Consider the following 13220-nt stretch of genomic DNA (forward strand, 5'->3'; position numbering starts at 1 on the left):
CTTCAAGGGAGACCTGTGATGACCCAGTCCACCGCCACGCTACGCGAGCGCCTCGAGACATCCGTTGTCGATGATGTCGATGCCGGGATCTTCCGCTGCCGCCGCGACGTATTCACCGACCCGGACATGTTCGACTTGGAGATGACGCACATCTTCGAGGGGAATTGGGTGTATCTGGCACACGAGAGCCAGATCCCCGACAACAACGATTACTTCACCACCTTCATCGGTCGCCAGCCGATCATCATCACCCGCGACAAGGCCGGCGAGTTGAACGCAGTGATCAATGCGTGCGCCCACCGCGGTGCAATGTTGTGCCGCCGCAAGCATGGCAACAAGAGCAGCTTTACCTGCCAGTTCCACGGCTGGACGTTCAGCAATGCGGGCAAGCTGCTGAAGGTCAAGGACGGCAAAACTGGCGACTATCCGGCTACGTTCAACACCGAGGGTTCGCACGACCTCGCCAAGGTCGCACGCTTCGAAAACTATCGCGGTTTCCTGTTTGGCAGCATCAATCCCGACGTCGTCTCGCTCGAGGAACACCTCGGCACGACGCGTGTCATCATCGACCAGATGGTCGATCAGGCACCCGAAGGGCTCGAGGTACTGCGCGGCAATTCCTCTTACATCTACGACGGCAACTGGAAGCTGCAGATGGAGAACGGCGCCGACGGGTATCACGTCAGCGCAGTCCACTGGAATTATTCGGCGACCACCGGCCGGCGTAAGGAAGAGGCTACCAAAGCGGTCGATCCCAACGGATGGTCGAAGAGCGTCGGCGGCGTCTACGGTTTTGACAACGGCCACATCCTGTTGTGGACCCGTCTGCTGAACCCCGAGGTGCGCCCCGTCTATGCGCACCGCGAAGAACTCGCTGAGCGTCTTGGCGAAGACCGCGCCAAGCTCATTGTCGATCAAACGCGTAATCTGTGCGTCTACCCCAACGTGTATCTGATGGACCAGTTCTCGACCCAGATCCGGGTCATCCGCCCGATCAGCGTCGATCGCACCGAAGTCACGATCTACTGCTTCGCACCCAAGGGCGAGGCCGATGCCGAGCGGGCACTGCGCATCCGACAATATGAGGATTTCTTCAACGTCAGCGGTATGGGTACACCCGACGATCTCGAGGAGTTTCGTGCCTGCCAGACCGCCTATGAAGGTGCCGGCGACCTGTGGAACGACCTCAGCCGCGGTGCGACCCACTGGGTCATGGGTCCAGACGACAATGCGCGCGCGATGGGCCTCGAACCGATCCTCAGCGGCGATCGCAGCGAGGATGAGGGCCTGTTCGTCCGACAGCATGAATATTGGGCAAAGACACTGATTGCCGCGATCGACACGGATGGCGGTGGAGACGACGGCAGCAAGACCGGGGCCAGCCCCGTTCGCCATGTCGACCGACTGAAGGTGGCGGCATGACCCTCGCCTATCAGCAGGTCGTCGACTTCCTCTACCGGGAGGCGCGGTTGCTGGACGATCGCGAATGGGACGAGTGGGTGCGCTGCTATGCGCCCGAGGCAGTGTATTGGATGCCGGCATGGGACGATGACGACAAGATCGTCGAGAATCCGCAGCGTGAGATTTCGCTGATCTATTACCCCAACCGTGACGGGCTGGAGGATCGGGTCTTCCGCATCAAGACCGAGCGTTCGGGCGCGAGCATGCCAGAACCGCGCACGATCCATCAGATCACCAACGTCGAGATCGTCAGCGAGCGTGACGGGATCATCGACCTGCGGTTCAACTGGCACACGCTGAGCCACCGCTACAAAGAGACGCTGAGCTTCTTCGGCACGTCGTTCTACACGATCGATGCGACCGGAGCGCTGCCACTCATCACCAACAAGAAAGTCGTGTTGAAGAACGACTATATTCGCCAGGTGATCGACGTTTACCACGTCTGATCGGCCCGGCGTCGGGAGGGAAACCATGGGCTACCGCATTGCACTCAACTTCGAGGATGGCGCAACACGTTTCATCGACTGCAATGCAGGCGAGAAAGTGCTCGATGCCGCTTTCCGCAACAAGATCAACCTCCCGATGGACTGTTCGGATGGGGTGTGCGGCACGTGCAAATGCCGTTGCGAACAGGGCGAGTACGACCTTGGCGACGAGTATATCGAGGACGCGTTGACCGAAGACGAGGCCGAGGAAGGCCTGGTGTTGACCTGCCAGATGCAGGTCTCGTCCGATTGCGTCATCGCGGTTCCGGTTCCCGCCTCGGCGTGTAAGGTCAAGCCAGCGGAGCATAGCGGCACGGTGTCGAGCGTCGAGCTGGTGTCGGACAGCACGATCATCGTGAAGCTGCGCCCCGACGACCCCGCTGCGCTCGGGTTCCTGCCCGGCCAGTATGTCAACCTGACGGTGCCGGGTACCGGCCAGCACCGGGCCTATTCGTTCAGCTCGAAGCCCGGCGCGGAGGAAGTGAGCTTCCTTATCCGCAACATACCCGGTGGCTTGATGAGTACGTGGCTCGCGAGCGAGGGCGCGGTGGGATCGCCGATGGCATTTGTGGGACCGCAGGGCAGCTTCTTCCTGCGCGGGGTCGACCGGCCGACGATCATGCTTGCGGGCGGCACCGGGCTCGCGCCCATCCTCTCGATGCTGGAAGTGCTGGCCGACCAAGGGACCGAGCAGCCAGTTCACGTGATCTACGGCGTCACCAAGGATGGCGATCTTGTCGAGATCAAGCGGATCGAGGCCCTCGCTGCGCGCTTGCCGACTATGACCTGGGCGGCGTGCGTCGCCGATCCGGATACCGGCCAGCCACTCAAGGGCTATGTGACGCAGCATCTGACCGACGAGCATCTGAACGCGGGCGATTGCGACATCTATCTATGCGGACCGCCGCCGATGGTCGAGGCGGTGCGGACGTTCCTGCGCGACAAGGGCGTCGAGCCGAAACATTTCCACTACGAAAAGTTCGCGCCTAGCGAAGCGGTTAGAGAAGCGGCATGATCTTCATTGATCGCTTCCGGGGCAAGGTCATCGTCGTCACCGGCGCGGCACAGGGCATAGGCCGCGGCGTGGCCCTGCGCGCGGTTGCCGAAGGCGCACAGGTGCTGCTGGTCGACAAGGCGGAATTTGTCGCCGACGTCGCGGCCGAAGCAGGCGATCGCGCGCGCGCTTTCAGTTGCGATCTTGAGACTTACGACGGCGCCGCAGCCGCGATCCGCGAAGCCGAAGCAGCATTCGAACGAGTGGACATTCTCATCAACAACGTCGGCGGCGCAATCCGCATGCGCCCGTTCGCCGAATTCGAGCCCGACCAGATCGACGCGGAGATCCGCCGCTCTCTGATGCCGACGCTCTATTGCTGCCACGCTGTGCTCCCTACAATGCTGCGACAGGGAGGCGGAACGATCGTCAATGTCTCGTCCAACGCGACGCGGGGCATCCGCCGTGTTCCCTATTCGGCGGCAAAAGGCGGGATCAACGCGCTGACCCAGAGCCTGGCAATGGAATATGGCGAGGCCGGCATCCGGGTGGTTGCGACGGCACCCGGCGGCACCCAGGCCCCTGCCCGGATCGTGCCGCGCAATCCGGACGGCGACGATACACGCGAGCAGGTGTGGATGGCGGATGCGGTCGCGCAGGTGACGGGATCGACCTTCGTTAAACGCTATGCCTCGCTCGACGAACAGATCGCCCCGATCCTGTTCCTCGCGTCGGACGAGGCATCCTACATTACCGGCTCGGTGCTGCCCGTCGCGGGCGGCGATCTGGGCTGAGGAAAACGACATGAAGACGGCAATCGTAACCGGCGCGACCTCCGGCATCGGTAAGGCGACTGTGCGGGCCCTCGTCGGCGCTGGCTGGCAGGTGATAGCGACCGGACGTCGGGCCGACCGTTTGAAGGCGCTGGCCGACGAATTGGGGGCCCATGTCCACGCGGCGGTGTTCGACATCCGCGACGCGGCAGCGGCCCGCGGCGCGATCGATGCCCTGCCCGACACGTTTCGTGGGGTCGACCTGCTCGTGAACAACGCCGGACTCGCGCTTGGTACTGCGCCTGCGCAATCGGCCGATCTCGATCATTGGCGGACGATGATCGACACCAACGTCACCGCGCTCGTCACGATCACCCGAACGCTGCTGCCGACGCTGGTCGAGCGGCGCGGGGCGATCATCAATATGGCGTCGGTCGCCGGGACCTACCCTTATGCCGGCGGCAACGTCTACGGCGGCACCAAGGCGTTTGTGCAGCAATTCACGCTGGGGCTGCGGTCAGACCTACACGGTACCGGCGTGCGCGTCAGTGCGATCGATCCCGGCATGGTCGAAACCGAATTCACCGTGATCCGCACCGGCGGCAACCAAAACGCATCGGACACGCTCTACGAGGGCGCACATCCGATGACCGCAGAGGACATCGCTAGTACGGTTCTGTGGATCGCCACCCTGCCGTCCCATCTCAACGTCAATCGGCTGGAGATCATGCCGGTGAGCCAGTCGTTCGCCGGTTTCCAGGTCGCGCGTGAGGATTCCAAATGAAGAACAAGATCTACAACACTCCGGCCACCGCGCTCGACGGGCTGCTGTTCGATGGTATGACGATCATGTCGGGCGGCTTCGGCCTGTCCGGCAATCCCGAAAGCCTAATACCGGAGATCAGGGCGAGTGGCGTTAAGGACCTGACCGTGGTCTCGAACAACGCTGGCGCCGATGGCTTCGGCCTTTGGATGCTGCTGGAAAGCCGGCAGATCGCCAAGATGATCTCGTCTTACGTCGGCGAGAACAAGCTGTTTGAGCAGCAGTATCTGAGCGGCGACCTTGAGCTGGAACTGACACCGCAGGGCACACTCGCCGAGCGTATCCGCGCGGGTGGCGCGGGTATCCCGGCCTTCTATACCAAGACGGGCGTCGGCACCGTCGTTGCCGAAGGCAAGCCGGTCGAGACGTTCGAAGGAGAGGAGTATGTTCGCGAGACCTGGCTGCGATCCGACCTATCGATCATCAAGGCCTGGCGCGCCGATCCGGAGGGCAATCTGATGTTCCGCAAGACCGCGCGCAACTTCAACCCGAACATGGCGACAGCCGGCAATGTGACCGTCGTCGAGGTTGAGGAAATCGTCGAGGCCGGCAGCTTCGATCCCGACTGCATCCACACGCCGGGCATCTTCGTCGACCGGATCGTGCTGTCGACGATCAACGAAAAGCGGATCGAGAAATTGACCCTCCGCGAACTGGAGACCGTGTGATGGGCTGGACCCGCGAACAGATGGCCGGGCGCGCCGCAAAGGAATTGCAGGACGGCTTTTACGTGAACCTCGGCATCGGCATCCCAACGCTGGTGGCGAATTACGTTCCCGAGGGCCTGGACGTGACTCTTCAGTCTGAAAACGGCATGCTCGGAATCGGTCCCTTTCCTACCCGCGACAAGGTCGATCCCGATCTTATCAACGCCGGCAAGCAGACGATCACCGCGCTGCCGACGTCGAGCTTCTTCTCGTCGGCGGATAGCTTCGCGATGATCCGCGGCGGGCATATCGACATGGCCGTGCTGGGTGCGATGGAGGTTAGCGAAGCCGGCGACATCGCCAACTGGACGATCCCCGGCAAGATGGTGAAGGGCATGGGTGGCGCGATGGACCTGGTCGCGGGCGTCAAACGCGTGGTGGTGGTGATGGACCACGCCAACAAGGCTGGCGTGCCGAAGATCCTGCCTGCCTGCACGCTGCCGCTGACCGGCAAGGCATGCGTCGATCTCATCATCACCGATCTCTGCGTGATGGCCTGCGACAAGCGCGCAGGTGGCCTGACTCTTATCGAACTGGCGCCAGGCGTCTCGCTGGAAGAGGTTCGCGCCAAGACCGGCGCATCGTTCGCGGTGAACGCCGTTCTGAAAGCGGCCGCCTGATGCCCTTTGTCCGGTCGCAAGACGTCGAGATCTACTGGAAGGTCGAAGGCCGGGTATCCAACCCACCGCTCGTCCTGCTGAATTCAATAGGGACCGACTTGGATTTATGGGCTTCGGCCATTCCGACGCTGCGGCGCAATTTTATGCTGCTACGGATCGATACGCGCGGGCATGGCGCCTCCGATGCATCAGACGGCGATTACGAGATGCAGATGCTCGCGGGCGATGTCGAAGCGGCGATGGATGCCGCTGGCATCAAGACGGCGACCGTCGCCGGCGTATCGCTCGGCGGCATGATCGCGATGCAATTGGCGCTCGATGCACCCGAACGCGTCACCGGGCTCGCGCTCGTCTGTACCTCCGCCACGATGGATCCCGCCGCCTGGACCGCGCGTGTCGAGACGGTGCGGACGAACGGCATCGAAGGGATCGTCGATCTCGCAATGGGACGTTTCCTGTCGCCGCAGTTCATCAGCGACCATCCAGACGTCGAGGCCACCATTCGCCGCAACCTGCTGACGATGGATCCCGCGGGCTATGCGGGGTGTGGTGCCGCGATCCGAGACATGGCGCTGGCGGGTCGCCTCGGCGACATCGCCATGCCCACGCTTGTCGTGACCGGCACGCGCGATACGTCGACGCCGCTGGAGGGCCACGGCGAACATCTGATCGCGCGTATCCGTGGCGCGCGTCACGTCGTGCTGGACGCCGCACATCTCGCACCGCTGGAAGCACCCGATACGCTGGCCGCTGCGCTTATCGCCACTCTGGTCCACTGAGGTCCCATGTCCGACGCTTTCATCTGCGATGCGATCCGTACTCCTATTGGCAAATTGAACGGAGCGCTCTCATCGGTGCGTGCCGACGATCTCGCCGCGATCCCGATCCGGGCGCTGGTCGAGCGCAACCCGGGCGTCGACTGGTCGGCGGTCGATGACACCATCCTCGGTTGCGCGAACCAAGCGGGCGAGGACAATCGCAACGTCGCACGCATGGCCGTGCTCCTCGCCGGCCTGCCCGACCTCGTACCCGGCACCACCGTCAACCGGCTGTGCGGCTCCGGGTTGAACGCAGTCGGCATTGCTGCACAGGCGATCCGCAGCGGCGATGCCGAATTGATGATCGCTGGCGGCGTCGAGAGCATGACCCGCGCGCCGTATGTGATGGGCAAGGCGGCGACCCCGTTCGATCGTGCGCAGAAGATCGAGGACACGACCCTCGGCTGGCGCTTCGTCAATTCGGCAATGCGCCACGCATATGGCGTGGATTCGATGCCCGAGACCGGCGAGAATGTTGCGGCCGAGTGGCGTGTCAGCCGCGAGGAGCAGGACGCCTTTGCCCTCGCTAGTCAGGAAAAAGCCGCCGCTGCAATCGCTAGTGGTCGAATGGCGGCGGAGATCGTGCCCGTCACGGTTCACCAGAAGAAGGGCGACCCCATCGTCTTCGCGCAGGACGAACATCCGCGCCCGACCAGCCTGGAGGCCCTCGCAAAGCTGAAGCCGGTCGTCCGTAGCGACGGCACGGTGACGGCGGGCAACGCGTCTGGGCTGAACGATGGTGCCGCCGCGATGCTGGTGGCGTCCGAGGCCGCCGCAGCTCGTCACGGGCTGATACCGCGCGCACGTATTCTCGGCATGGCAGCGGCGGGCGTCGCACCACGGATCATGGGGGTCGGCCCGATAGAGGCTGCGCGAAAGCTCAGCCGGATCACAGGCATCACTATTGATCAGCTCGACGTGATCGAGCTCAACGAGGCCTTTGCCAGCCAGGCGATCGCCACGCTCCGGGACCTCGGCATCGCATCCGACGACCACCGCGTGAACCGTAATGGGGGCGCCATCGCGCTCGGCCACCCGCTTGGCATGTCGGGCGCCCGGATCACGATGAGCGCGGCCGAGGAATTGCAGCGCACCGGCGGCCGTTATGCGCTCGCCTTTATGTGCATCGGCGTCGGTCAGGGTATCGCGCTGATGTTGGAACGCGTCTGACCCTACCGGCCGCGCGTCGCAATCGCGACGCCGGCCGATGCAACGATAAGTCCCAAGATCTGGACCCCGGTTAACGCCTCGCCGAATAGGATGAAGGCAAGGATGGCGACGACCGGCGGAACCAGATAGAATAACGACGCTACAACGGCGACCGCGCTGCGCCCGATCATTATCAGCAGCAACGTCATGCCGCCTACGGACAGGCCGATGACTGACCAGCCGAGCGCTGTATAGGCCTGCCAGCTCGCGTCGAACTCACCCTTTTCGGTTACGAGTACGGCTGGCAGCAAGAACAGTGCTGCGGCCGCGAACTGGATTGCCGCTCCGACACGAAGATCGGCCGCGCCGCCCGTCCGCTTCTGCCAGATCGTGCCGAGCGTGATCGCGAGCGTTGCGGTAGCCGCTGCGACCATCGCCACCGGTGCCGCGACCTGCACGGACGAGAAGACCTGCGGTGCTAGCACCAGCGCCGCGCCGATCAGGCCGATGACGGTGCCCGCCCATTGCCGACGCGAAACCCGTTCGCCGAGCAGCGGTCCTGCCAGCGCCGCCGTCAGCAAAGGCTGCAATCCGGTGATCAGCGCACAGACTGCGGCGGGCACCGATGACGACGCAGCCCGCCATGGTGTTGCCGGTCGTAACCCGCGGCATCACCGATGCATCGGCAATCCGGAGACCTTGGATGCCGTGGACGCGGAGCTCACCGTCGACCACCGACATTTCGTCGCGCCCCATCTTCGCGGTGCAGCTCTGGTGCCAGTAGGTGACTGCGGCATCGCGGGCGAAATTCTGCAGATCGGCACCCGTTATCTTGCCCGGCATCACCTCACGCTTGTTGAACCTGGCCAGCGGCCCGGTGTTGCCGATCTCGCGACACAGCTCGATGCAACGCAGGATTGCGGTCATGTCATCCGGCTCGGCCAAGGTGTTGGCATTGATCCGCACAGGAGCGCTCGGGTCCGCGCCGGAGATCGTGACCTCGCCGCGGCTTTTCGGCCGTACAACGGCTGGCGACAATGACCAGCACCCTGCCGGAGGATTGTACCGTTTGCCGGTAACGTCGCTGACGTACGGGATCTCGATCTGGAACGGCTGAAGGTCCGGGGTTTCGAGTTTGGAGTCGCTTTTCCAGAAAAAGGTCGCTTCGGCTGCGTTGTTTCGCGGCGCGAGCGGTTCCTTATACTCCCATACGCAGCCAGCGATCATGAAGTGATCCTGGAAATTTTTGCCGACGCCGGGCAGGTCGGCGACTACGGGTATGCCGTACTTGCGCAACTGTGCCGCTTCGCCGATCCCTGACTGCATGAGGATCTTCGGCGTGTTGATCGCACCGGTCGACAGGATCACCTCGCGCGATGCCGCGATGGTCATCAGCTTGCCGCCATAGGTGAACTCGACACCGGTAACGCGCGTGCCTTTGGTGGTCAGCTTTCGGATATCGGCATGGGTCAGCACGGTGATGTTGGGCTTGTCGAGGATCGGGCGGACATAGGTGGAGAACACGTTCAGGCGCTCGCCGGGCTTGTAACGGACGTTCGGGATGGCGGCGCCACCCTCGCCTTCCATCAGCACCGCATTCTGGTCGGGGAAAGTCGGGATGCCGACGCCTCGACATGACTCGAGCATGGCTGGCGCGATCGGCAGCGGCTTGGGAGTATCGCCGACATAGACCAATCCGCCCTTGCCACGGCGATGTGCGTCGGCAGGGCCCTGATAGTCTTCGATCCGACGGTAGATGCCAAGGACGTTCTCGTAGCTCCAGCGATCGTCGCCAGACTCGCTCGCGAAATAGTCCCAGTCGTTCTTGTGGCCACGCGACCAGATCATCACGTTGATTGACGATCCGCCACCCAGTACCTTGCCCATCGACAGAGGCATTTGGCGGTTGTTGATCTTGGGGTTGGTTTCGCCCTTGAAGCCCCAATCGAGTTCGCCGCCGAGGTTGGTGAACCAGACGCCGGGATTGGTGACGCTGGGCACCTGATCGCTACCGCCGGCCTCAAGCAGCAGGACCTTCACGGCGGGGTTCTCCGCAAGACGACGTGCAACGACCGATCCCGACGATCCGGCGCCGCAGACGATATAATCGTATTGCTTCTCGAGCGAGGCGCCTAGGCGGAGCTGGTTTGTGCGGACGTTTTCGGCGAACACCACCCGGCTCATCGCAGTGGTCGATGCTATCCCGGCCATGGCCGCGAAACGCAGGAAATCCCGGCGCTCGATGCGGCCCTGTATCAGAGCATCTTCGGCAGCCAGCACGGCACCAAGCGCAACGGCGCTCGCGTCGTCTTTCATCAATCCTCTCCCCGGCGACCGCTGCCGCCTTCTTGGTTTGGACCGGCTCACGCCGGCCTCATCGCCGCATTTCAGCGTGTCGACTGCCGCGTCGTAACGAGTGCCGTTTCACGCCGTCCAATATATATCGCGTATGCGACCGATACCCTGAAGGTGGCCCCCTGGATCGGGCACCTTGCTCGAGATCTGCGACATTCCTGTGCTGAATCAATGATGTTTGCGCCGAAAATACCCAAACGGTATGGCGCCGAAACCCGAACAGTGTTTGCCGCTCCAAGAGCGATGCCTACATCCTGCCTCAATGAACGCAGGAGAGCGGTGATGACGGACAGTGCAAAGATGATTGGCGACGCGCAGCTCGCGGGCGCGATATTCGATGGTACATGGCAGACGACCGCAGCTTCGGCGGACGTAGTCGAGCCCGCCACCGGCGCGGTACTTGGCAAGATAGCAATCGCCACGCCTACTGAGATCGCCACCGCGGCTAAGGCTGCGCGTGCAGCACAGCGCGATTGGGCCGCAGCCACGCCCGACGCGCGCGCGGCGGTGTTTACCAAAACGGTTCAGGTCGCCAACGAGAGTTGGGACGAGATCGTCGAATGGATCATGCGCGAGGGCGGGTCCGTACGTGCCAAGGCTGAGTTCGAGCTGTCGATCACGATCAAGTCGCTGCAGCTGGCCGGCGCGATGCCGCATCAGGCGCAGGGGCTCGTCCTGCCCAGCGAACGCGACCGGATCAGTCTCGCCCGCCGACGTCCGCTCGGCGTGGTCGGGATCATCTCGCCCTTCAACTTTCCGCTGTACTTAGCGATGCGCGCGGTCGCTCCAGCGCTGGCGGTGGGAAATGCAGTGGTCCTGAAACCTGACCCCCGCACTGCGGTCTGTGGCGGCCTTGTGATCGCGCGTATCTTCGAGCTCGCTGGGCTTCCCATTGGTCTGCTCCAGGTGCTCGCCGGTCGCGGCGACGCCGGTGAGGCGCTGTGCAAAGATCCCAACATCGCAATGATCCAGTTCACCGGATCGACCGGCGCCGGACGCATGGTCGGGCGTACTGCCAGCGAGAACCTCAAGAAAGTCTCGCTCGAACTCGGCGGCAAGAACTCGCTGATCGTTCTCGAAGACGCCGATCTGGACCTCGCTGCGCGCAACGCCGCTTGGGCGAGCTACCTGCATCAAGGCCAGATCTGCATGTCGGCAGGACGTATCCTGGTACACGCAGACATCATCGAGGCTTTCTCGCGCAAGCTCGCCGAGCATGCCAATGCGCTGCCGGTCGGTGATCCAATGTCGGGCACGGTGGCGATTGGGCCGATCATCAATCAGGGCCAAGTCGATCACGCACGCGATGTCGTTGATCGCAGTGTTGCCGCGGGCGCCGAGGTGATCGCGGGCGGCACCGCCGACGGCCTGTTCTTCAAGCCTACGGTACTGACCGCCGTGACCAAGGACATGCCGGCGTTCGGCGAGGAGATTTTCGGCCCCGTCGCGGTCCTCGTCCCGTTCCGCAGCGACGAGGAAGCCATCGCCCTGGCCAACGACACCGAATACGGCCTTTCGGCAGGGATCATCACCAACGACGTCGCACGCGGAATCGCGATCGGCGATCAGATCCAGGCAGGTCTAGTTCATATCAACGATCAGACCGTGAACGATGATGTCGTCAACCCCTTTGGTGGAGTCGGAGCATCAGGTAACGGTACGTCGATCGGCGGTCCTGCCAACTGGGAGGAGTTCACGCATTGGCAGTGGACGACGATCAAAGGCAAAGCTCCCGCTTATCCGTTTTGAACGCGCGTGACGAAACAGGTGGCGGCGGGGAACTGTTCTTCCTCGGCCATGCTTACGGAATTTGGCAACCATGAGCGCTGGCTGCAGTCGCACCCGGGGCTCATCCGTACTGTCGGTCGCTCGGCCATATGCACCCGCGTACGGTAGCGACCGCCGCCACTCATCTGAATTTCGTGAGAAACGCTTCGATGATACGCCGTGATCGTAACAGCCTACGGTGAACGAAGTCGGAGCGAGCGGTAACCGCAACACGTTGGGTGCACGCCGTCACGAAGCATATTGGGGGAGATCAAGCATGGAACAGCGAAGCCGGTACAAAGTTGCTGCCGTACAGGCGGCCCCTTCCTTTCTCGATCTGGAGGCCGGGATAGAACGGGCGATCGGCATGATCGCAGAGGCGGCCGGAGCCGGCGCCACGTTGATAGCCTTCCCCGAGGCCTGGCTGCCCGGTTACCCATGGTGGATCTGGCTGGACTCGCCGGCTTGGGGCATGCGCTTCGTCCAGCGCCATTTCGAAAACGCCTTGGAGATCGGCAGCCCGCAGTTCGAACGGATACGCAGTGCCGCAGCCAAACATGACATCTACGTGGTGCTCGGCTTCTGTGAACGAAGCGGCGGCACTCTTTACATTGCGCAGGCAATCATCGACGATCACGGCACAGTGATAGCTACCCGGCGGAAGCTTAAACCCACCCACGCCGAACGCACAGTATACGGCGAAGGGGACGGTTCAGACATCGCCGTGCACGAAACTGGGATCGGAAGAATTGGCGCCTTGTGCTGCGCCGAGCACATTCAGCCGCTCACCAAATACGCGATGTATTCGCAACATGAGCAAGTCCACGTCGCAGCTTGGCCGAGCTTTTCCGTCTATCGCGGCATGGCCTTTCAACTCAGCGCGGAGGCCAACAACGCTGCCAGTCAAGTCTATGCGTTGGAAGGTCAATGCTACGTGCTCGCCCCGTGCGCACTGGTGTCTCCTGAAATGATCAAGATGCTTGTTGAACCTGGCAAGGAGGCGCTGCTCCTTCCGGGAGGCGGCTACGCGATGATCTACGGGCCCGATGGGGCACCGCTATGCGAGCCGTTGCCTGAGACTCACGAAGGTCTGCTATATGCGGACATCGATCTCGGTACCATCAGCGTCGCGAAGGCAGCCTACGATCCAGTCGGTCATTACTCCCGACCGGACGTTTTGCGGCTGCTGTTCAACCGCGAACCCCACGCGCGCGTAGAAACGTTCGAACCCATTCGGCCAAGCGAAACCCTGTAGAGATCATTTAACG

12 protein-coding genes and 1 pseudogene are annotated in these 13220 nt (G+C 62.8%); 11 read left to right on the plus strand and 2 right to left on the minus strand.

Features of this window, described 5'->3' with window-relative positions; genetic code table 11:
• Positions 1-18: 18 nt before the first annotated feature.
• The 9 genes from J4O76_RS21550 to pcaF are packed head-to-tail and all read left to right on the plus strand — an operon-like array spanning position 19 to position 7851.
• Positions 19-1422, plus strand: a complete 1404-nt coding sequence (locus tag J4O76_RS21550) for a Rieske 2Fe-2S domain-containing protein (protein WP_426284121.1) — start codon at positions 19-21, stop codon at positions 1420-1422.
• Positions 1419-1907, plus strand: a complete 489-nt coding sequence (benB, locus tag J4O76_RS21555) for a benzoate 1,2-dioxygenase small subunit (protein WP_426284122.1) — start codon at positions 1419-1421, stop codon at positions 1905-1907. The genes J4O76_RS21550 and benB overlap by 4 nt, the downstream gene beginning before the upstream one ends.
• Before the next feature lie 25 nt (positions 1908-1932).
• Positions 1933-2961: a benzoate 1,2-dioxygenase electron transfer component BenC gene (gene benC, locus J4O76_RS21560; protein ID WP_426284123.1), complete on the plus strand. Its 1029-nt coding sequence runs from the start codon at positions 1933-1935 to the stop codon at positions 2959-2961.
• Positions 2958-3734 (plus strand): benzoate diol dehydrogenase BenD, encoded by a 777-nt coding sequence (gene benD / locus J4O76_RS21565; protein ID WP_426284125.1) that lies wholly within the window; start codon positions 2958-2960, stop codon positions 3732-3734. The genes benC and benD overlap by 4 nt, the downstream gene beginning before the upstream one ends.
• Positions 3735-3744: 10 nt before the next feature.
• A complete protein-coding gene (locus J4O76_RS21570; protein ID WP_426284126.1) occupies positions 3745-4497 on the plus strand; it encodes an SDR family NAD(P)-dependent oxidoreductase in 753 nt (250 codons plus the stop codon).
• Positions 4494-5204 carry a CoA transferase subunit A gene (locus J4O76_RS21575; protein WP_426284128.1) on the plus strand — a complete coding sequence of 237 codons (711 nt, stop codon included), beginning with the start codon at positions 4494-4496 and terminating at the stop codon, positions 5202-5204. The genes J4O76_RS21570 and J4O76_RS21575 overlap by 4 nt, the downstream gene beginning before the upstream one ends.
• Positions 5204-5863 (plus strand): 3-oxoacid CoA-transferase subunit B, encoded by a 660-nt coding sequence (locus J4O76_RS21580; RefSeq protein ID WP_426284129.1) that lies wholly within the window; start codon positions 5204-5206, stop codon positions 5861-5863. The genes J4O76_RS21575 and J4O76_RS21580 overlap by 1 nt, the downstream gene beginning before the upstream one ends.
• A complete protein-coding gene (pcaD, locus tag J4O76_RS21585; protein ID WP_426284130.1) occupies positions 5863-6642 on the plus strand; it encodes a 3-oxoadipate enol-lactonase in 780 nt (259 codons plus the stop codon). Before J4O76_RS21580 ends, pcaD begins: the two co-directional genes overlap by 1 nt.
• Positions 6643-6648: 6 nt before the next feature.
• Positions 6649-7851: a 3-oxoadipyl-CoA thiolase gene (pcaF, locus tag J4O76_RS21590; protein WP_426284131.1), complete on the plus strand. Its 1203-nt coding sequence runs from the start codon at positions 6649-6651 to the stop codon at positions 7849-7851.
• 2 nt (positions 7852-7853) lie between these two features.
• Here the strand turns inward: pcaF and J4O76_RS21595 are convergent, their stop codons facing one another.
• Together J4O76_RS21595 and J4O76_RS21600 are read right to left on the minus strand one after the other, a co-directional pair.
• Positions 7854-8453: a DMT family transporter gene (locus J4O76_RS21595; RefSeq protein ID WP_426284132.1), complete on the minus strand. Its 600-nt coding sequence runs from the start codon at positions 8451-8453 to the stop codon at positions 7854-7856.
• Between the two features lie 10 nt (positions 8454-8463).
• A pseudogene (locus J4O76_RS21600) lies at positions 8464-10146 on the minus strand (GMC family oxidoreductase); the annotation flags it as partial.
• 321 nt (positions 10147-10467) lie between these two features.
• Between J4O76_RS21600 and J4O76_RS21605 the strand changes: the two are divergent.
• Together J4O76_RS21605 and J4O76_RS21610 are read left to right on the plus strand one after the other, a co-directional pair.
• Positions 10468-11934 carry a benzaldehyde dehydrogenase gene (locus J4O76_RS21605; RefSeq protein ID WP_426284133.1) on the plus strand — a complete coding sequence of 489 codons (1467 nt, stop codon included), beginning with the start codon at positions 10468-10470 and terminating at the stop codon, positions 11932-11934.
• Between the two features lie 295 nt (positions 11935-12229).
• Positions 12230-13207, plus strand: coding sequence for a carbon-nitrogen hydrolase family protein (locus J4O76_RS21610; protein ID WP_426284134.1), 978 nt, complete (start codon positions 12230-12232; stop codon positions 13205-13207).
• Positions 13208-13220 lie beyond the last annotated feature (13 nt).

The sequence above is a fragment of the Sphingomonas sp. NFX23 genome, from assembly GCF_049887795.1.
Lineage (GTDB): Bacteria > Pseudomonadota > Alphaproteobacteria > Sphingomonadales > Sphingomonadaceae > Sphingomonas.